General features: G+C 69.6%; 21 protein-coding genes and 1 pseudogene. 11 read left to right on the plus strand and 11 right to left on the minus strand.

Annotated elements, in window-relative coordinates:
- The first annotated feature begins 137 nt into the window (after nucleotides 1–137).
- The 3 genes from AB0383_RS34905 (at nucleotide 138) to AB0383_RS34915 (ending at nucleotide 2,371) form a co-directional block, all read left to right on the plus strand.
- On the plus strand, nucleotides 138–494 hold the full coding sequence (locus tag AB0383_RS34905) for a GatB/YqeY domain-containing protein (RefSeq protein WP_366189569.1): 357 nt from the start codon (nucleotides 138–140) through the stop codon (nucleotides 492–494).
- A 216-nt stretch (nucleotides 495–710) separates the two neighbouring features.
- The gene (locus tag AB0383_RS34910; RefSeq protein WP_366189570.1) at nucleotides 711–1,532 is read left to right on the plus strand and encodes a helix-turn-helix transcriptional regulator; all 822 of its coding nucleotides are present in this window, start codon (nucleotides 711–713) and stop codon (nucleotides 1,530–1,532) included.
- A 116-nt stretch (nucleotides 1,533–1,648) separates the two neighbouring features.
- On the plus strand, nucleotides 1,649–2,371 hold the full coding sequence (locus AB0383_RS34915; protein ID WP_366189571.1) for an SDR family oxidoreductase: 723 nt from the start codon (nucleotides 1,649–1,651) through the stop codon (nucleotides 2,369–2,371).
- Between the two features lie 149 nt (nucleotides 2,372–2,520).
- Here AB0383_RS34915 and AB0383_RS34920 read toward each other — a convergent pair whose 3' ends face one another.
- Genes AB0383_RS34920 through AB0383_RS34930 form a run of 3 tightly spaced genes read right to left on the minus strand, consistent with a single transcriptional unit; the run spans nucleotide 2,521 to nucleotide 3,998 of the window.
- Entirely contained in the window at nucleotides 2,521–3,015 is a 495-nt protein-coding gene (locus AB0383_RS34920) for an SRPBCC family protein (protein ID WP_364185252.1), read from the minus strand.
- Nucleotides 2,966–3,373, minus strand: coding sequence for a metalloregulator ArsR/SmtB family transcription factor (locus AB0383_RS34925; protein WP_366189572.1), 408 nt, complete (start codon nucleotides 3,371–3,373; stop codon nucleotides 2,966–2,968). Before AB0383_RS34925 ends, AB0383_RS34920 begins: the two co-directional genes overlap by 50 nt.
- Nucleotides 3,374–3,404: 31 nt before the next feature.
- Nucleotides 3,405–3,998, minus strand: coding sequence for a cupin domain-containing protein (locus AB0383_RS34930; RefSeq protein WP_364185256.1), 594 nt, complete (start codon nucleotides 3,996–3,998; stop codon nucleotides 3,405–3,407).
- Between the two features lie 90 nt (nucleotides 3,999–4,088).
- Between AB0383_RS34930 and AB0383_RS34935 the strand changes: the two genes are divergently transcribed.
- From AB0383_RS34935 to AB0383_RS34950, 4 genes are all read left to right on the plus strand, one after another.
- Entirely contained in the window at nucleotides 4,089–5,093 is a 1,005-nt protein-coding gene (locus tag AB0383_RS34935; RefSeq protein ID WP_366189573.1) for an NAD(P)/FAD-dependent oxidoreductase, read from the plus strand.
- A gap of 2 nt (nucleotides 5,094–5,095) precedes the next feature.
- Nucleotides 5,096–5,725, plus strand: coding sequence for a class I SAM-dependent methyltransferase (locus AB0383_RS34940; RefSeq protein ID WP_366189574.1), 630 nt, complete (start codon nucleotides 5,096–5,098; stop codon nucleotides 5,723–5,725).
- Between the two features lie 207 nt (nucleotides 5,726–5,932).
- Nucleotides 5,933–6,328: an MmcQ/YjbR family DNA-binding protein gene (locus AB0383_RS34945; RefSeq protein ID WP_366189575.1), complete on the plus strand. Its 396-nt coding sequence runs from the start codon at nucleotides 5,933–5,935 to the stop codon at nucleotides 6,326–6,328.
- A 573-nt stretch (nucleotides 6,329–6,901) separates the two neighbouring features.
- Entirely contained in the window at nucleotides 6,902–7,912 is a 1,011-nt protein-coding gene (locus AB0383_RS34950) for an aldo/keto reductase (protein WP_364185264.1), read from the plus strand.
- Between the two features lie 6 nt (nucleotides 7,913–7,918).
- Here the strand turns inward: AB0383_RS34950 and AB0383_RS34955 are convergent, their stop codons facing one another.
- Entirely contained in the window at nucleotides 7,919–8,137 is a 219-nt protein-coding gene (locus AB0383_RS34955) for a hypothetical protein (RefSeq protein WP_364185266.1), read from the minus strand.
- 179 nt (nucleotides 8,138–8,316) lie between these two features.
- On the opposite strand from AB0383_RS34955, the pseudogene AB0383_RS34960 reads away from it, so the two are divergent.
- Nucleotides 8,317–8,927 (plus strand): annotated as a pseudogene (locus tag AB0383_RS34960) (transposase); the annotation flags it as partial.
- 455 nt (nucleotides 8,928–9,382) lie between these two features.
- A complete protein-coding gene (locus AB0383_RS34965; RefSeq protein WP_366189576.1) occupies nucleotides 9,383–10,156 on the plus strand; it encodes a chitinase in 774 nt (257 codons plus the stop codon).
- A gap of 51 nt (nucleotides 10,157–10,207) precedes the next feature.
- Here AB0383_RS34965 and AB0383_RS34970 read toward each other — a convergent pair whose 3' ends face one another.
- The 5 genes from AB0383_RS34970 to AB0383_RS34990 are packed head-to-tail and all read right to left on the minus strand — an operon-like array spanning nucleotide 10,208 to nucleotide 14,832.
- Complete coding sequence (locus tag AB0383_RS34970; RefSeq protein ID WP_366189577.1) at nucleotides 10,208–10,969, minus strand: HAD family acid phosphatase; 762 nt, start codon at nucleotides 10,967–10,969, stop codon at nucleotides 10,208–10,210.
- Nucleotides 10,970–11,024: 55 nt separating this feature from the next.
- The gene (locus AB0383_RS34975) at nucleotides 11,025–12,221 is read right to left on the minus strand and encodes a class I SAM-dependent methyltransferase (RefSeq protein ID WP_366189578.1); all 1,197 of its coding nucleotides are present in this window, start codon (nucleotides 12,219–12,221) and stop codon (nucleotides 11,025–11,027) included.
- Nucleotide 12,222: 1 nt separating this feature from the next.
- A complete protein-coding gene (locus AB0383_RS34980; RefSeq protein ID WP_364185274.1) occupies nucleotides 12,223–13,188 on the minus strand; it encodes a class I SAM-dependent methyltransferase in 966 nt (321 codons plus the stop codon).
- A complete protein-coding gene (locus AB0383_RS34985) occupies nucleotides 13,185–13,964 on the minus strand; it encodes an enoyl-CoA hydratase-related protein (RefSeq protein WP_220237540.1) in 780 nt (259 codons plus the stop codon). Before AB0383_RS34985 ends, AB0383_RS34980 begins: the two co-directional genes overlap by 4 nt.
- Before the next feature lie 55 nt (nucleotides 13,965–14,019).
- Nucleotides 14,020–14,832, minus strand: a complete 813-nt coding sequence (locus AB0383_RS34990) for an ABC transporter ATP-binding protein (protein WP_364185276.1) — start codon at nucleotides 14,830–14,832, stop codon at nucleotides 14,020–14,022.
- A gap of 327 nt (nucleotides 14,833–15,159) precedes the next feature.
- Between AB0383_RS34990 and AB0383_RS34995 the strand changes: the two genes are divergently transcribed.
- Together AB0383_RS34995 and AB0383_RS35000 are read left to right on the plus strand one after the other, a co-directional pair.
- A complete protein-coding gene (locus tag AB0383_RS34995; protein ID WP_366189579.1) occupies nucleotides 15,160–15,705 on the plus strand; it encodes a cysteine dioxygenase family protein in 546 nt (181 codons plus the stop codon).
- Nucleotides 15,702–16,097 (plus strand): rhodanese-like domain-containing protein, encoded by a 396-nt coding sequence (locus AB0383_RS35000; RefSeq protein ID WP_366189580.1) that lies wholly within the window; start codon nucleotides 15,702–15,704, stop codon nucleotides 16,095–16,097. Before AB0383_RS34995 ends, AB0383_RS35000 begins: the two co-directional genes overlap by 4 nt.
- A 27-nt stretch (nucleotides 16,098–16,124) precedes the next feature.
- Here AB0383_RS35000 and AB0383_RS35005 read toward each other — a convergent pair whose 3' ends face one another.
- Nucleotides 16,125–16,631: a GNAT family N-acetyltransferase gene (locus tag AB0383_RS35005; RefSeq protein WP_366189581.1), complete on the minus strand. Its 507-nt coding sequence runs from the start codon at nucleotides 16,629–16,631 to the stop codon at nucleotides 16,125–16,127.
- Entirely contained in the window at nucleotides 16,631–19,174 is a 2,544-nt protein-coding gene (gene glgP, locus AB0383_RS35010; RefSeq protein ID WP_366189582.1) for an alpha-glucan family phosphorylase, read from the minus strand. The genes AB0383_RS35005 and glgP overlap by 1 nt, the downstream gene beginning before the upstream one ends.
- Between the last annotated feature and the right edge of the window lie 66 nt (nucleotides 19,175–19,240).

Below are 19,240 nucleotides of genomic sequence, written 5' to 3' on the forward strand. Positions count from 1 at the left end.
ATCCACTCCGACCGCGACGCCGAGATCACCTGCACCACAACATGATCAACTATCTAGGCAACCAGACCCACACCGGGTTACGAGACATCCCTTAGCGTCGGAATCGTTTGTTCCGACTCCCGGATGGAATTCCCACTATGCGCGCCAGCCTTCGTGCCGGCCTGAAGACGGCACTCAAGAACCGCGACCGCGTCACCACCACCGCCCTGCGCTCGGCACTGGCGGCGATCGACAACGCCGAGGCCGTGCCCGTCGATCAGCTGTCCACGGCGACCGGGACGGAACACGTCGTGGGTGCGGCGCTGGGTGTCGGCGCCGCGGAGGCCGAGCGTCGTGATCTGACGGAAGCCGATGTGCGCGCGATCGTCGAGAACGAGGCGCTGGAGCGAACGACTGCCGCGGATGAGTACGAGAGGCTCGGCCGGACCGAGGCCGCGGAGCGGCTGCGCGCGGAAGCCGACGTGCTGAGGCAGCACCTGGAGCCGTCCTCCTGAGGTCGGATCCGGCGATGCCCTCGGGCCGGAAATCGGCGCTGACCTCGGTGTCGCCGTTTTTCGGCAACGATCTCGGCGAGGCACCAGCCGCTTGCCGATGAGGTCGGATTCCCCTTCGCCTTGCGGAGTTTCGCCAGATCCAAGGCCCGTCCTGCCTGTGGTGATACCGCGTGGACAGCACCGTCGGGAAGCCGGAGCGCCCGGTACCGTGGTGACGTGAGCGGCAATGAGCTGGGAGAGTTCCTGCGCGCGCAGCGGGCCCGGCGGGCGCCCGAGGACGCGGGCGTGGCCAGTCATCACCCGAGGAGGGTGAGCGGACTTCGGCGCGAGGAGGTCGCAGTGCTGGCGGGCGTCAGCGCAGACTACTACGCGCGCCTCGAACAGGGGCGCGAGCGCAACCCGTCCGGGCCGGTGCTGGACGCGATCGGGCGGGCGCTGCGGCTGAACGCCGATGGCCTCTGGCACGCCTACCGCCTCGCCGGACTCGTGCCGCGGGTGCCGGAGCACCGGCGCGACGACGTCTCCCCCGAGCTGCTGCGGCTCATGGACACCTTCCCCAACGCGGTCGCGTACGTCACCAATCGGCGCCTCGACCTGCTGGCGACCAACGCGCTTGCCGACGCGCTCTTGTCCCCCGTCGGCAAGCCGGCGAACATGGTGCGCACGCTGTTCCGCGACCCGGCGGCGCGCGAGCTGTTCGTGGAGTGGGACGACATCGCGGCCAGCGCCGTCGACGCGTTGCGGCTCGCGAGCGGCTACGACCGCGAGGAGGTCGGCGAGCTCGTAGACGAGCTGCTGGTCACGAGCGAGGAATTCGCCGTTCTGTGGCGAAACCACGGCGTGAAGGGGCTCGCCGGGACGCGCAAGACGTTCCACCACCCGGCCGTCGGGCGGATCGTGCTGGACTACCAGACCTTCGACGTGCGCGACGCGTCCGGCCAGTACCTGCTGGTGGGCATCGCGGAGCCGAACAGCGCGAGTGCCGACGCGCTGGCGTTGCTGGGGTCGTTGCACGCGGTGGCCGACCAGCCGCGCTGAGCCCGGCCAGGGTGTGCCACTCCTAGGCAACGGCGTCCTTCCGGAGGCGTTTCGCCGCGGGCAGCCTCGAGGTCACGACGGTCCCCACGACCGCGCAGACCTCACGAGGAGTACGCATGAACGGCAAAATCGCGCTGATCACGGGTGCGAGCAGCGGCATCGGGGAGGCCACCGCACTGCGCCTGGCCGCCGACGGACACCACGTCGTCCTGGGCGCGCGCCGCACCGACCGGCTCGCGGCGCTGACGGAGAAGATCCGCGCGAACGGCGGCGATGCCGACTTCCGGCCACTGGACGTGACCAGCATGGAGAGCGTGCGCGCGTTCGTGACGGCCGCGCACGAGACCCACGGCCGAGTGGACGTGCTCGTGAACAACGCCGGCGTGATGCCGCTGTCCACTCTGGACAAGCTTCGCGTCGATGACTGGAACCGCATGATCGACGTGAACCTGCGCGGCACGCTGCACGGGATCGCCGCCGTGTTGCCGCTGATGGGCGAAACCGGGGGGCACATCGTGAACGTCGCGTCGACGTCCGGCCTGCGAGTGGACCCGACGGCGGCCGTGTACTGCGCGACGAAGTTCGGGGTGCGGGCCCTTTCCGAAGGCCTGCGCCAGGAGAACACGAACATCCGCGTCACCATCGTCAGCCCGGGCTTCACGCACTCGGAGCTCGCCGACCAGGGCGGCGACCCCGAGACACAGGCGGCGGCGCGGGCGGCGAGCGAGCAGCTGGGCATCCCGGCTTCGGCCGTCGCGGACGCAATCGCTTACGCCGTGAGCCAGCCGGCGGCGGTGGACGTGAACGAGATCGTGGTGCGGCCGACGGCCCAGACCTGAGCCGTCGCGAGCCCGCTCAGGCGCGGCGGGACCCGTCGTGCCGACCCGGCGTGGCGAGACCCATCGTGTCCGTTTTCGACACGGCGGGTCCCTTCGCGACACCGGACTCCGCGCGGGCAGAATCCGGTGCCGCAGAACAGATCCGCGAGTCAGGCCAGCGAGGCGGCCAGCTCCTCCAGCAGGTCCATCTGCTCCTGCATGCCACCCTCCATACCGGACTCGATGATGGCGTCGCGGACTTCGCGGCTGCCCGTCTCCATGAGGATCGACAGGCTGGTGCGGTCGCCCGAGCCGGCGAAGGTCGTGGTGGTGACGGCGGCGTCCTCGTCGGACGCGCCAGGGGTTTCGTAGACCTCACTGCTGACGATGCGTTCGTTCGGGACGATCTCGCGGTACTCGCCGTGGAACGCGACCTCGAAGCCGCCGTTGGCGTCGAGGACGTAGCGCCACCGGCCGCCGACACGCAGGTCGATCTCGACGGAACGCATAGTGCCGCGGTGGCCCGCCCAGAAGCGTTTGACCAGCTCGGGCGTGGTCCACGCGCGGTAGACGAGGTGCCGCGGGGCGGCGAACTCGCGGGTGATCAGGATCTGGTCATCGGCCGGCAGGGTCACCTTCGCCGTGCCCGTTGTCGTCTCGGTCATGGTCGTTCTCCTCGCCCGTGGATCGGTCGTCGGTGCGTTCGAGTTCCTCCAGCACGGAATCCAGCAGCTCGAACCGCTCCTCCCAAGAGCGCTCGAACTGCCGCACCCAGTCGTGGATCGGCTTCAGGGCACGGCCGTTGAGCCGGTACAAGCGCTGACGTCCTTCGTCCCGGACGTCGACCGCGCCCACTTCGCGCAGCACACGCAGGTGTTTCGACACCTGCGGCTGCCCCATGCCGAGCAGCCGGACGAGGTCGTTGACGGGGTACTCGCCACCGGCGAGCACATCGAGGATCTCCCGTCGCCGCGGTTCGGCCACGGCGTTGAACACGTCGGTCGTCGTCGCTGCTCGTGCCACGCCCACTATCGTATTCCCATATGGGTATGTGTCAAGAGGACGCCGGCCGAGCGCGGACGTGGAACCGCTCCCCCTGTGGCCCGAAAAGGGCGAGAACCTCGCACGGCACGTCGCCGGGGTTGCCGAACCAATGCGGAACGTGCGTGTCGAACTCCACGACTTCACCCGGTTTGAGGATCACGTCGTGCTCGCCGAGGATGAGCCGCAACTGTCCGGAAAGGACATAGGCCCATTCGTACCCCTCGTGCACACGCGGATCGGGGTCCGTGTCGGGCCAGTGCGGCGGGAAGATCTGCTTGTACGCGCGCAACCCGCCGGGCCGGCGAGTGAGCGGGAAAAACGTGATGCCGTGGCGCACGAAGGAGTTCGCGTGCAGCCGCGGGTCACTGGTCGGCGCGGTGCCGACGAGCTCGTCGAGCGGCACCTGGTGGGCGCGGGCGAGAGCGAGCAGGAGCTCGAGCGTCGGCTTGCGCCGGCCGGATTCGAGGCGCGAGAGCGTGCTCACCGAGATGCCGGTGGTCTCCGACAGCTGGGCGAGCGTGGCGTTGTTCTGCTGGCGGAGCGCGCGCAGCCGCGGGCCCACCGATTCGAGGACGCCGTCGACGTCCGGGAGTTCACCGTCCATGTCTCCATTTGCTACTTCGGCAAACTCATTTGTCAAGCCGGCGAGATCTGCGGATAGTCCGAGGGGAGGGACGAACTACAGGAGGACCAGGTGAACGAGAACTACGACGTCGTGGTGGTCGGCGGCGGCGCCGCGGGCCTCAGCGGGGCGGTGGCGCTTGCGCGCTCACGGCGTTCCGTGCTGGTGGTGGACGCCGGCGAGCCGCGCAACGCGCCTGCCGGCCACGTGCACAACTACCTCGCCCGCGAGAGCACGCCGCCCGGCGAGCTGCTGGCGGCCGGGCGCGAAGAGGTCATCGGGTACGGGGGCGAGATCGTGGCCGGCGCGGTGACCTCGGCCGTCGCACTGGACGGCGGCGGGTTCGCCGTGACTCTCGCCGATGGGAGGACCACGCGGGCGCGTCGCCTCCTGGTGGCGACGGGGCTCGTCGACGAGCTGCCGGACGTCCCGGGCGTCGCCGAGCGATGGGGCCGCGACGTGCTGCACTGCCCGTACTGCCACGGCTGGGAGGTGCGTGACCAGGCGATCGGCGTGCTGGCGACGAACCCGATGGCCGTCCACCAGGCGCTGATGTGGCGGCAGCTGTCGGACGACATCGTCGTTTTCCGGCACACGGCCGCGTTCGACGAGGAGCAGCTCGCGCAGCTGACCGCGCGCGGGATCCGCGTCGTCGACGGCGAGGTGGCGGCGCTTCGCGTGGAGGACGACGCGCTCACCGGAGTCGTGCTGCGCTCGGGTGAGATGGTGGCCCGGGAGGCCGTGGTGGTCGCGCCACGGTTCACGGCGCGGGCCGACGTGCTCGTGTCGCTGGGGCTGGAGCCGGTGGAGCTCGAGGTCGACGGGCACGTGATCGGCAGCTCGGTGCCGGCCGACGCGAACGGCGCCACCTCGGTGCCCGGGGTGTGGGTGGCCGGGAACGTGACCGACATGAAGTCGCAGGTCGTCGTATCCGCGGCGGCCGGGCTGACGGCCGGCGCGGTCATCAACGGCGATCTTGTGGCCGAGGACGTACGACGCGCGCGGGAGCCTTTCGCGCACGAAATGGAACGACAGGTTGCCGCGCTGGTCGGCGGCTCGACGAAGCACGGGGTGTGACGATGCCCGAGCAGCACGAAGAAGTCCCGTTCGATCAGGACTCCTGGGACGAGCGGTACCGCTCGAAGCCCGCGATCTGGAGCGGGCGGCCCAACGCGCAGCTCGTGACGGAGGCCGCCGACCTGCGCCCGGGCAGCGCGCTCGACGCCGGGTCCGGCGAAGGCGGCGACGCGCTGTGGCTCGCACAGAACGGCTGGCGCGTGACGGCGGCGGACTTCGCGGCCACCGCCCTCGACCGGGGTGCGGCGCAGGCGGCCGAGCTGGGCCTGGGCGACCGGATCCGGTGGCTGACGACCGACCTCATGACGTGGGTGCCGGACGAGAAGTACGACCTCGTCACGTCGCACTTCCTGCACCTGCCGACCGCCCAGCGCGTGCCGATCTTCGCGCGGCTCGCGGACGCGGTGGCGCCGGGCGGGACGTTGCTCATCGTCGGCCACCACCCGACGGACGTGGAGGGCGCCGCGCACCGGCCGAACGTGCCGGACATGTTCTTCCTGGCGGAGGACGTGGCGGCGACGTTGGACGAGTCGTGGGAGTCCGTGGTGACCGATGCACGCGAGCGGGCGCACGTGATCGAAGGGCACGAAGTGTCCATTCGCGACGCTGTGTTGGTGGCGCGGAAGCGATGATTCTCTTGGCCGGGCGCCTGTTGCCGTTTGGCGGCGACGGGTGTCCGGCCGGGGTTTTCCCGGTGACTGAAGGTTGTCACCGTTCAGTGGCGATGGCTCGCGTCGTTCGCCGTTCAGTGGCGACGGCGTTCGCCGTTCAGTGGCGATCGGCTGGTGGACGAGCGAAAAACGGCGCCGCGAGGGGGAAGCCGGGTTAGCCTGGGCGGTATGGCGACGTGGGAAGACGTGGCGCGACTGGGGGCGCAGCTGCCGGGGACGGAGCTGGTCGTCAAGAGGGATACGCGGTCGTGGGACGTTAAGGGCAAGGCATACGCGTGGGAGCGGCCCTTGCGCAAAACCGATTTGGACGCGCTCGGGGACGCGGCACCGGAGGGCGACGTGCTGGCGGTTCGGGTGCCGGATATCGGGGCGAAGGAGGCGTTGCTGGCGGACGAGCCGGGCGTCTTCTTCACCACGCCGCACTTCGACGGCTACCCGGCCGTGCTCGTGCGGCTGGCCGAGATTGATCTGCCAACGCTTGAAGAGGCGCTCGTCGAGGGGTGGCTCTGCCGGGTGCCGAAGAAGATCGGGAAACAATACCTGGAGGAGTGCGGCACCGCCTGACATTTTCCAGCTTTTCTTAACGATTCGTCAGATCGCTGAGCGGGCGCGTGTTGGCACGCGAAAGCGGCTGGGTGGACGCACAGCTCCTTGGTGAAGGCGCCAGGCGGGCGCGAGTTGGCAAGCAAAGGCCGCCGGGCCGGTGCGAAGCCGGCACGCGAAAGCCGCCGGGCGGACGCAGAGCTCGTTGGTGAAGGCACCAATCGGGCGCGAGTTGGCGGGCGAAGGCTGTCGAGCCGAGTTGGTGGAGAGAGGTCGGACGGAGCTGCGGCGGGGTGCCTACTTAGAGATCCCGCGGGTAGGGGCGCCGTCGCGAGCGCCGCGATACCGCCGCCCGGACCGTCGGAATCCCTTAGTGATCGAGCGATGATCGGTCGTGGCGACGGACCCGCGAGGACGGTAGTGCCACACGCGCTCGGCCGAGAATTGACAGTTTGTTACTCGCTACCACCGCTTTCTCTGGTACTTCTGGCCGAAACGGTCGAAACCTGACAGGGGCACTCATGCCCCACGCCTCCGAATTCCGGACCGAGAGGTATTGCGTTAGAGCGCACTCCAACTCCTAGGTTCGGCCGCATGCGATACATCAAACTCGGAACGACCGGACTGGAAGTCTCCGCCATCACCCTCGGCTGCATGAGCTTCGGTGAGCCGGACCGGGGCGGCGAGCCCTGGTCGCTGGGCGCGGACGCCAGCCGGGACATCATCAAGCAGGCCCTCGAAGGCGGCGTCAACTTCCTCGACACGGCCAATGGGTACAGCGCCGGAAGCAGCGAGGAGATCGTCGGCCAGGCGGTCAGGGACTTCACCCGGCGGGAGGAGGTCGTTCTCTCCACCAAGGTCTGGATGCGGATGCGCCCCGGCCCGAACGGCGCCGGGCTGTCCCGCAAGGCGATCTTCGCCGAGCTCGACGCGTCCCTGAAGCGACTGGGGACCGAGTACATCGACCTGTACCAGATCCACCGCTGGGACTACGACACCCCGATCGAGGAAACCCTCGAGGCGCTGCACGACGCGGTCAAGTCCGGGAAGGTCCGCTACATCGGAGCCTCTTCCATGCACGCCTGGCAGTTCGCCAAGGCCCTGTTCCTGGCTGATCTGAACGGCTGGACCCGGTTCGTGTCGATGCAGGACCACTACAACCTCATCCACCGAGAGGCAGAGCGGGAGATGTTCCCGCTCTGCGCCGACCAGGGCATCGGCGTGATCCCGTGGAGTCCGCTGGCGCGGGGCAGGCTGACGCGGGCCCGGGACACCGCCACGGCGCGTGCCGAGACCGACGAGGGCGGCAAGATCCTCTACCGCGACGGGGACCAGGCAGTGGCCGAGCGCGTCCACGAGATCGCGGGCAAGCGGGGTCTGTCCCCGGCCCAGGTCGCCCTGGCCTGGGCCATGCGCAACCCGGCGGTGACCTCGCCCATCGTCGGGGTCACCAAGCCGGCTCAGCTGGCCGACGCGGTCGCCGCGGTGGACGTCGAACTCGACGAAGACGAGGCCGCTTACCTGGAGGAGCCCTACCAGCCGCACGAGGCCGCCTACCTGGAGGAGTCCTTCTACAAGCCGCACCCTGTGCCGGGCTCCCGGTAGTCCGGGCTACCGCCGGGCCTTCGGCGAGTCCTTGGCCTCGGCCTTCACAGCCCTGTGGTCGGCCCGGCGGTGCTTGCGGGCGGTCGCGCGCAACTGCATGATCCGCGCGTTGCCCGACAGCCCGGTGAGTAGGAGGCCCGCCACCGCGGCCAGCAGCAGGGCCACGCGCAGCGGAGCGTGCCCGTGGGCACCGAAGGAGCGCGTCCACCGGCTGAGTTTGGTCAATTGGTAAGAGATTTCGCGGGTAGGGGCGTCAGGCTGATGTGACGCGGGCACCGGGATCCGTTTTGACGTGGGACTTCGACATCTCTACATCTGAAAACGGAGCACCGGTGCCCGCCGTCGAAGCAGGGCGATCGAGCCCTTGCGGGTCCAGTTCGAGGCCCTGCTGCAATTCGCATCTCGAGACACGTCCGGGGGGCTGTCACAACCCACGGATCCCGGACCGGATCGTGTTCGACAAGCTCGTCGCGAAACTCGTCTTCGGTGGCTCGTACGAGAAGCACGCCGATCAATCGTGCTCGGCAACCACGACGAGAACCCGACGCGACGAGTGGATCGCGGCCGGTGTCTTCGCAGGGCTGGAGCAGATCGCCGGGAAATCACCGATTGACCGGGGAAACTCGGGATCAAGTGGTCGCGGATGACCGACGGACGCGGGATCCCGCTGAGCTGTGTCGTGACCGGCGCGAAGCGGCACGACTCCCCGTTTCTGCGCCCGACGCCAGAGAAGCTCGGGCATTTCGAGCTCGCGTTGCCTGAGCAGATCACGGTGCACCTTGACGCGGGCTACGACTCCACGGTCACCCGCAAACTGCTGACCGATCTCGGCTGTGAGTGGCGAATCCGGCCCAAGGGCGTCGTGATCCCGATCAACCACACTCGCCGCTGGGTCGGCGAGCGCACCGACTCCTGGTACAGCCGCAGCTTCAACTTCACCCTTTCCTGCACGGAACGTCGAGCGGTCGTCATCAACGCACTGCTCGCGTTGATGACCGCGATCATCGTGATCCGACCAGCCAACGCTGGCCCACAGCCAGCCCGCCGACCATGACGCCTTGTCCTCTACTGCGGAATCTCTTAGTCGCGGCGGAAGTGTGAAGAAGGTTGGCCCGAAGTGAAAACGCAGGTCAGCAGCATCGTTGCCGGTGATCGGGACGGGGTGGCATCCGAATGGCGTATGGCACGAGTCACATTATTGGTCTATACCATTTGACAAGGTTTCCCCGATCTTCAGGTCCCCGCTGTGGAGGTTTCACCATGAGGCTCGCCTCTCCCCGGAAGTTGATCGCTGCGTTGGGTGGATTGGCGGCTGTGGCCGCCGGGTTGGTTGCGCCGGGGGGTGTGGCGGCTGCGGCGGCTGGGTCGCCGGTGCCTGTGGCGCCGTATGTGGATATGGGGGCGTGGCCGACGCCGGTGTTGTCGACGATGGCGGCGAAGGGTGGTGTCAAAGGATTCACGCTCGGGTTCGTGACGGGCGCCGGGTGTAAGGCCAGCTGGTTCAACGCGTATGACCCGCGATCGGCGTGGCAGGCGAGTGAAATCGCGAAGATCCGGTCGGGTGGGGGTGATGTGAAGGTGTCCTTCGGGGGTGCGTCGGGGATTGAGCTGGCGCAGGCGTGCAGCAGCGTGTCGTCGCTCGCGGCGGAGTACGACGCGGTGGTGAAGGCGTACGGGCTGAAGTACATCGACCTCGACATCGAGGGTGCCGCCGTGGCGGATACGGCGTCGATTCAGCGGCGGTCGCAGGCCCTGAAGACCGTGCAGAGCAACAATCCCGGGCTGAAGATCTCGCTGACGCTGCCGGTGCTGCCCAACGGGCTCGACAGCAACGGCCTCGGTGTCGTCAACGCCGCCAAGGCCGCGGGTGTGAACCTGGACCTGGTCAACGTTATGGCCATGGACTACTACCAGGGCGCCGGCGACCAGGGTGCGAAGGCAATCTCAGCCGCCAAGGCGACGCAGGCGCAGCTCAAGTCCATCTTCGGCCTCTCGGACGCCGCCGCGTGGAAGAAGGTCGGGCTGACACCGATGCTGGGCGTGAACGACTCGCAGAACGAGATCTTCTACCAAAAGGACGCCACCGCGGTGGTGAACTTCGCGAAGAGCGTGCACCTCGGCATGCTGTCGTTCTGGGAGGCCGGCCGCGACGCGAACGCGTGCAACGGCGCGCTTTACCGCTGCACCAACGTTTCCCAGCAGCCGTACGAGTTCTCGAAGATCTTCTCCGGGTACAACGGCTGACCGGAGGCCCGACCCGGGTGTCCAATCAGGACGCCGGGCCGGGCAACGCCGTCAGGGCAGGTAGTACATCGGGTTCGGCAGCTTCACCGGGTGGTCGGCGTAGCCGCCCTCGAGGTCACTGAACTGGTCCCCCAGGTTGAGCACAATGTGGGCACCCGTCGCCTGGATGTGGGCGCGGGTGCCCGACTTGTACTGGATCGTGGTGCAGGTCCGACCACACGGCAGGTAGTCGGGCGCCGTGCCGGCCGGCTTGAAGAACGCGCCCGCCGGGGCCGGGTAGCCCTCGTTGGCCAGGTTCTTCAGCGACTGCGGACCCTGCGGGGTGCTGCGGCCGGTGAGGAAGTAGATCTTCACGCCGCGCTGCGCGGCCCAGTTCGCCAGCTCCAGCACGGGCCTGTTGGCCACGAACGTGCCGTTGTCGATCGCCTGCTGCTGCTTGACCGGGTCGAACCCGAAGTCGTTGTCGGCCTCCCACCCGTAGGTGACCTCGGACGTGTCGTCGACGTCGAGGACGATCGCCGGGTTCTTCACCTTGCCGAGCTTCTGCGTGAGGTAGCGCTTCGCGTCAGCGACGACACGCTTGGTGTCGGTGACGAACCGGCTCGAGTCGGAGTACTGGTGCTTGCCCGACGCGTCGAGGTAGTCGCCGTAGTAGGCCTTCACGTCGTTCTTGACCTGGCCGATGTTCGCCGGCTCCCGACCGTGGGCGGCGGTGACGGCGTCGGAGCCGGCCAGCGCGGTCGCACCACTCGCGACGGTGGCGCCGATCGCCGCGGCGGCGGCGAGCTTGAGCAAGGTGGGAAAACGGGACACGGCGAACCCCTCCAGAGTGAACTTCGGGTAAACTGCGCCCGAAATCTACGCCACCTCAGGCGCCAGGAGAACCCTCCGAAGGGATGCGTTCGGCGCGGCAGACGAAGGCCACCGGCGACTGGCCGATGCGCGTGAGCACCACAGAGGACTCGGCGCCGCCACGAGGTTTCAGACGGCGACGCAAGGCGTCCGGGTCGATGTCCAGACCGCGGACGAGGATCTCGAGACGGCCGACGTCGCGGCGTTTCAGCGTGGCCCGCAAGGCTTTTTCGCTGTACGGCCCGTGTTCCAGCACGCGGAAGGCGCGCACACCCGGCGGCGGTGTGTCACCGGTCAGGTACGCGATGCGTTCGTCCAGCTGCCACAAGCCGTGGCGAGCGGCATAGTGGCGGACAAGGCCGGCGCGGACGACGGCGCCGTCCGGGTCGATGATCCACTCCCCCGGCGGCAACCCAGGCAGGTCGTCGGGTTCGGTGTCGGTGACCGTCCACTGAGTACCGTCCGAACGCAACACCGTGGCCCGGCGGGAGACGCCCCCGTCGAGGCCGCGCCAGAGGCAGGCCTCACGCACCGCGCCGTCGAGCGAGACCACTTCAACTTCCGAAGCCCACGGCGCGATGGCGAAGTCCAGGCCCGGCGCGCATTTCACGGACAGCGGACGTCCCGCATACGCGGAGACGAGCTCGTCCAGCGGCGGCAGGAAGTCCGCCGGTTTCCACGTACGCCGTCCGGCCGAGTCGCGGCGGGCCGGATCGGCGACCACAACCGTGTCCCGGCTGACCGGGCGCAGCGCGTCGGCCTGCACCACGCCGGCCGAAACCGAAGCGGCGGAAGCGTTGTGCCGCGCCATTTCCAGCCGAACCCGGTCCACATCGGACCCCAGCGCCCGCGAGGCGACGCGCGCCAGCTCCACCAGGTCGGCGCCGACGGAGCACGTCACGTCGTGCACATCGCGGCCGGCCAAGCGGGATGCCCGGTGCCGCGCCACGGCCGTCGCGCTCGCCTGCTGCAGCGCGTCACCGGTGAACAGCCACGAGGCCGCTTGAGACAGCTTCAGGGCCGATTTCCGCCGCAGCACCACCGTTTCCAGCACCGCCGCGGCGAAGCGCTCCCCCACCGAGCGGCGCACGGCGGCGACGTCGGCGATGCGGGAAGCGTCCGTCAGTGGCAGTGCCGCACAGTCGGCGAGCGCCGCCCGTCCCGCGGCGGAGCGCAGGAAGGCGACGTCGTCGAGCGAGAACCCGTAAGCCAACTCAGGAAGGCCGCTTGGTCCCGGTGATCATCACGTTGTAGAACAGCTCGCGCGGCAGCACCTTCGAGAGCACCTTCTTGTCCAAAGCGGACAGCCGCAGCCACAGGTGGTAGGCGAACAGGCGCCACCGCACCGTGAGCTTCTCCTGAGGCACCGCGGCCTCGAACGTCCGGATCGGCCACCCGGCCAGCGCGGCCGAGAACTCGTCCGTCACCGCGCGCACGTCCTGGGCACCAGCGCCGCGCGCCATCCCCTCGAGCTCCGACGGGTCGAAGGTGTGGATGTCCACCACGGCTTCCAGGGCCGCCGCGCGCGAGGATTCGTCCAGTTCGGACTGCGGGCGCCGCCAGCCGTTCAACGCGGGCAGCTTCGTGACGCGCGTGGTGAGGTACCAGGTGATCTGGCCCAGCTTGCGCGCGTAGAAGTCGCCGACCTTGGTCGGCTCGCCCGCGAAGACGAAGCGCCCGCCGGGCTTCAGCACGCGCAGCACCTCGCCGAACGCCTGGCGCACGTCCGGGATGTGGTGCAGCACGGCGTGGCCCACCACGAGGTCGAAAGTGTTGTCCTCGTACGGGATCCGCTCCGCGTCGGCCACACGGCCGTCGACGTCGAGGCCCAGCTTCTCCGCATTGCGCAGGGCCACCTGAACCATGCCGGGCGAGAGGTCCGTGACGGAGCCCTTCTTCGCGACGCCGCCCTGCATGAGGTTCAGCAGGAAGAACCCGGTGCCGCTGCCCAGCTCCATCGCGTGGGTGTAGGGCTGGCCGTCCTCGCCCGCGACGGCGTTGAACACGTCGGTGGCGTAGGAGATGCAGCGCTCGTCGTACGAGATCGACCACTTCTCGTCGTACGTCCCGGCTTCCCAGTCGTGGTAGAGCACGTTGGCGAGCTTCGGGTCGTCGTAGGCCGCCTTGACCTCGTCGGCCGTGGCGTGCGGGTTCGGGGCCGGGTCGGCCACGGCCGTCACTTCCCCTCGAAAGTGGCCTTGCCGGGGCCGTTCTCGACGAAGGACTTCATCCCGTTCTTCTGGTCCTCGGTGGCCCACAGCGCCGTGAACAGCTGCGTCTCGATCTTCAGGCCGGTGGCCAGGTCGACGTCGAGTCCCGAGTCGATGGCGGCCTTCGCGGCCTTGAGCGCCACGGCGGGACCGTTCACGAACTGCGCGGCCCACTTGTGCGCGGCGGCGTACACGTCGTCCGGCGCGACAACCTCGTCGACGATGCCGAGCTTCAGCGCTTCGTCGGCCTTCACGAACCGGCCGGTGTAGATGAGGTCCTTGGCCTTGCTCGGGCCGATCAGGCGCGAAAGCCGCTGCGTGCCGCCGGCGCCCGGGATGATGCCGAGCTGGATCTCCGGCTGGCCGACCTTCACGTTGTCGCCCGCCACGCGCCAGTCGGCGGTGAGCGCCAGCTCCAGGCCGCCGCCGAGGGCGTAACCGGTGATCGCGGCGACGACCGGCTTCGGGATGGCCGCGACGAGCGAGCAGGACGCGGTGAGCTCGGCCCCGAACTTCGAAATCTCCGGGTAGGTGCGGTCGCCCATCTCCTTGATGTCCGCGCCGCCGGCGAAGGTCTTCTCGCCGCCGTACAGGATCACCGCACGCACGTCTGCGCGGTTCGAAGCCTCGCGGGCGGCCTCAGCCAGCTCGGTCTGCAGCTGGTTGTTGATCGCGTTGACCGGCGGCCGGTTCAGCCGGATCGTGCCGACCCCGTCCTCGACCTCGAGGTTTACGAACTCTCCCACGCGACTTCCTCCTCGTTGACGGATGCCGGCAGGCTACCGGCCGGTACGCCCGAACTTACCGGCGCCGGGCGAAGAACCGCTCGCCCGAACGCTGCAGCACCAGGTCCTGGTCGAACGTCTTCGACAGGTTCTCGCTCGTGATCACGTCGTCCATCAGACCCCCGACCACGGCGTGCCCGTCGCGCAGCAGCAACGCGTGGGTGAAGCCCGGCGGGATCTCCTCGACGTGGTGCGTGACGAGGACCATGGCCGGTGCGTCCGGGTCCATCGCGAGGTCGGACAGCCGCGCCACGAGGTCCTCGCGCCCGCCCAGGTCGAGACCGGCGGCCGGCTCGTCGAGCAGCAGCAGCTCCGGGTCGGTCATCAGCGAACGCGCGATCAGCACGCGCTTGCGCTCGCCTTCGGACAGCGTGCCGAAGGTGCGCTTCGCCATGTGCGCGATGCCGAGCGTGCCCAGCAGCTCGGCGGCACGGTTGAGGTCGAGGCTGTCGTAGGCCTCGCGCCAGCGGCCCATCACGGCGTAGCCGGCGCTCACCACCACGTCTTCCACGCGCTCGTCTCCGGGGATGCGCTGGGCGATGGCGGCGGAGGTGAACCCGATGCGGGGGCGCAGGTCGAAGATGTTCACGCGGCCGATGCGGTCGCCGAGCAGGTCGACGGTGCCGGCCGTGGGGTGCAGCTCCGCGGCGGCCAGCCGCAGCAAGGTCGTCTTGCCCGCGCCGTTGGGTCCGAGCACGACCCACCGTTCGTCGAGTTCGACGCTCCAGTCGAGGTCCGCGAGAAGGTCGTTTCCGCTGCGGCGGACGCCGACACCGGACATCCGCACCACGAGGTCGTCAAGGTCGCTGGGCAGGATCGGCTCGCTCACGAGCCCATTGTGGCCGTCCACGCACGCGCGTTCGCACCCGCCCGGGGTTGACAACGCACCCGCGCGCGTGTGCCCCCGCGACGGCGTCCAGCGGATGGGACGAAGCAGCGTACAAAGTGCGAGCTGTGGCACGATCGGTGACGTGTCCAGGTCCGCGTCCGCCGCCGTCCCCGCAGCCCGGGGCTCGTTCTGGCGCCGGCGCACGATCGACCTGCTCCTCGTGGCCTCGTGCGGGTGTACGCGAGCGCGGCACGCCTGCTGAACGCGGGTTTCGTGCCGCGCTGTGCCGTCTTGCCAGCCGTCACCCCTGCTTGAGGAGCACCCCCGTTGACCACGTCGATCACCCGTCCCGACTTCGAGATCCACCCCCGTCTGACCGATCCCCTGCTGGCGCGGCTGCTGCAGCCCGAGCGCCTGCTGTGGACGCCACGTGAGCTGGCCGACCTCACCAAGACCGTGACCACCGAGCTCACCTCCAGCCTGCGCGACGTGCTGCGCTTCGACGAGGAAGGCCGCTGGTGGGCGCGGCTCGCGCTGACCGACGGGCTGGAGCTGTGGCTGCTGTCGTGGCTGCCCGGCCAGCAGACGAAACCCCACGACCACGGCGGCGCGGCCGGCTCGTTCACCGTGCTGCAGGGCGAACTGGGTGAGGAATACCGCTATCCCGGCGGTCCGATCCGGCGCCGCACGCACAAGGCGGGCGAGAGCATCGGCTTCGGCGCCGGGCGCGCGCACCAGGTCACCGGCCTCGGCGACGAGCCGGCCGCCAGCGTCCACGCGTACTCGCCGCCGCTGGTGCCCACGCGCGAATACACGACGCTGGCCGACGTCCCCGGCGAAATCCCGCCGCTGCCGGTCATACTCGGCCGATGAGCTCGATCGACGACTTCCTCGCCGGCGCCCGGTCCTCCCTGGACCGGGTTCCGCCGGCGCGCGCGGCCGCGCTGCAGGCCGAAGGCGCGCTGATCGTGGACATCCGGCCGCACGCCAACCGCGCCGCCGAGGGTGAGATCCCCGGCGCCGTGATCGTCGAGCGGATCCACCTGGAGTGGCGGCTCGCCCCGGACAGCGATTGGCGGCTGCCGGATGTGACTCCTGACACGACGGCGATCGTGGTGTGCAACGAGGGATACTCGTCGAGCCTGGCCGCGGCGGATCTGCAGCGGTTGGGGTTGAAGAACGCCACGGATCTCGAGGGCGGGTTCCGGGCGTGGGCGGCTGAGGGGTTGCCTGTGGTGGAGGGTGGGTCGCCCGCGGTGCCGTGACGGCGGTTCGGGGTGCGGTTCGCGGGATCACGTGCCGGATTCGCCGGTGGGGATCCAGAAGTGCAGCGCCGGACCATGTTCAGTGTCCCGGCGCTCTTCGAAGACTCCGCCGAGGCGCTCGATCGTTCGCGCCGAAGCGACGTTGCCGGCCTCGCAGACGAGCAGGACGCGGTCGATTCCGAGCCCGCGTGCCTCGTCGACCATCCGGCCCAGCGCCCACGCGGCCAACCCGCGACGCCTTGCCGACGGCCGGATGCCGAAGCCGATGTGGCCAGCTTGACGCACGAAGTCGTCGAACCCGTGCCGCAGCGCGATTCCGCCGAGCACGCGGTCGTCCTCGACGAGCCACCGGTACGTCACCCGATCCGACTCGGCGGCCAGCCGCGCCACCCAGGCAGCGAACCCGGTCGGCGAGCCGACCTCGTCGGCCGGCACCAGCCCGAAACCGTCTTCGTGGCTGCCAAGGCCCCACTCGGCGTGCGCGTCGAGCCAGGCGCGGTGCAGCCGGGTCGTGGGGCCGATCAGCGCCGGCACTACGCGAGCACCACCCGGGCCAGTTCCGCCGGGCTCGCCAGCAGGGGGTGCTTCGGCAGCACCCGCACCGTGTAGCCCACCGAGCCGGCGCGGGGCAGGCGCAGTGAGGCGGAGAACGCGCCGATGCCGTCGCCGTGCATGGGGACCGTGACGGTGTCGGTGAGTTCGTCGCCGTCGCCGACCTGGCCGACGACGGCCTGGATGTCCACTTCGGACGGGTCCAGTCCGGCGAGGTCGATGCGGGCGCGGACGGTGACCTCGGTGCCGACGACCAAGCGCGAAGCGTGGTCGTAGAGCAGTTCCGAGTCGAAGATCCGCACGCGAGGCCACGCGACTTCGAGCTTGGTGCGGTAGTCGGCCAGCGACAACGCGCCCGCGTAACCGTCGTCGACCGCGGCGGCGACCATGCGCGACGCGGGCAGGTAGCCGGAGTCCACGTACTCGCGGACCATGCGCGACGCCTGCACGCGCGGGCCGAGCGTCTCCAAGGTGTGCCAGACCATGGACAGCCAGCCGGAGGGGACGCCCGAAGCGTCGGTGTCGTAGTAGAGCGGCGCGATCTGCTGGCCGAGCAGGTCGTAGAGCGCGGCGGCCTCGAGGTCGTCGCGGCGCAAGGGATCCGTGACGCCGTCGGCGGTGGGGATGGCCCAGCCGTTGGAGCCGTCGTAGCACTCGTCCCACCAGCCGTCGCGGATGGAGAGGTTGAGGCCACCGTTGAGGGCCGACTTCATGCCCGAGGTGCCGCACGCCTCCAGCGGCCGCACGGGGTTGTTGAGCCACACGTCACAGCCGCGGTAGAGGTAGCGCGCCATGGACATGTCGTAGTCGGGCAGGAAGACGATGCGGTGGCGCACGGCGGGGTCGTCGACGAATCGCACGATCTGCTGGATGAGCTGCTTGCCGTTCTCGTCGGCGGGGTGCGACTTGCCGCCGATCACGATCTGGATCGGCCGCTTCTCGTCGAGCAGAAGCGCACGCAGGCGGTCGGGGTTGCGCAGCATCAGCGTGAGGCGCTTGTACGTGGGCACGCGGCGGGCGAAGCCGACGGTCAGCACGTCCGGGTCGAACACGCGCTCCGTCCAGCCCAGCTCCAGTGCCGAAGCGCCGCGCTGCATCCACGCCGCCCGCACGCGCCGGCGCACCTCCCCCACGAGCTTTCCCCGCAGCTCGCGGCGCAGCTCCCACAGCTGCTGGTCCGTGACTCCGTCGCGCAGCGAGCTGTCCGGCGTGCGGCCCTCGTGGCCGAACTCGTCGTGATTGCCGCCCAGCAGCGCGCTCAGCTCGCGCGCGACCCACGTGGGGCCGTGCACGCCGTTGGTGATGGACGAGACCGGCACCTCGTCGTCGTCGAACCCGGGCCACAGGCGGGAGAACATGCGCCGGGTGACGCGGCCGTGCAGCTCCGAGACGCCGTTGGCGCGCTGGGCGAGCCGCAGCCCCATGTGGGCCATGTTGAACAGGCCCGGGTTGTCCTCCGCGCCCAGCTGCAGCACGCGGCGCACGTCGATGTCGGGCACGAGCCGGCCGTCGGAGAAGTAGCGCTGCACGAGGTCCACGGGGAAGCGGTCGATGCCGGCGCTCACCGGCGTGTGGGTGGTGAAGACCGTGCCCGCGCGCACGGCCGGCAGCGCCTCGTCGAAGCCGAGCCGGTCGGCCTGGATGATCTCGCAGGCGCGCTCGAGACCGAGGAACCCGGCGTGGCCCTCGTTGGTGTGGAAGACGTTCGGCTGCGGGTGGCCGGTGAGCTCGCAGAACTTCCGCACGGCCCGGAAGCCGCCGATGCCGGCGAGGATCTCCTGGCGGATGCGGTGGTCGGCGTCGCCGCCGTACAGCCGGTCGGTGACGGGGCGCAGGTCCTCGTCGTTGGCCTCGATGTCGGTGTCGAGCAGCAGCAACGGGATGCGTCCCACGCGGGCGCGCCAGATCTGCGCGTGCAGCGTGCGCCCGCCCGGCATGGCGACCTCGACGAGCACCGCGTGCGCGCCGTCGGTCACCAGCTCCAGAGGGAACGCGTTGGGATCGATCACCGGGTAGTGCTCGACCTGCCAGCCGTCGAGCGACAGGCTCTGGCGGAAGTAGCCCGACCGGTAGAGCAGCCCGACGCCGACCATCGGCACGCCGAGATCCGAAGCCGCCTTCAGGTGGTCGCCCGCGAGCACGCCGAGGCCGCCCGAGTAGTTGGGCAGGGCCTCGGTGACGCCGAACTCCATCGAGAAGTACGCGACGGCCGCGGGCAGGCCTTCATCGGTGCGCCGCTGGTACCAGCGCGGCTCGGTGAGGTACTGCTCCAGCCCTGCCGCGGCTTCGTGGGTGCGGCGCAGGAAGTCCTCGTCCACGGACAGCTCCCGCAGGCGCTCCGGCGGCAGCGCGGTGAGCATCCGCAACGGGTCGCGGATGGCGTTGAAGAGCTCGGCGTCCATCGACGCGAACAGGTCGCGGGTCGGTGGGTGCCACGTCCAGCGCAGGTTCGTCGCGAGCGCACCAAGGCCCGCGAGCGATTCCGGCAGGCTGGCTCGGACGGTGAACCGGCGGACAGCACGCATGGTCAGCGACCATATCGGGCCGCCCGTTCCGGCGCTCGCGACCCGTTCGAGAATAACGCTCACATC

The organism is Amycolatopsis sp. NPDC051373, from assembly GCF_040689465.1.
In the GTDB taxonomy this organism is placed as follows: domain Bacteria; phylum Actinomycetota; class Actinomycetes; order Mycobacteriales; family Pseudonocardiaceae; genus Amycolatopsis.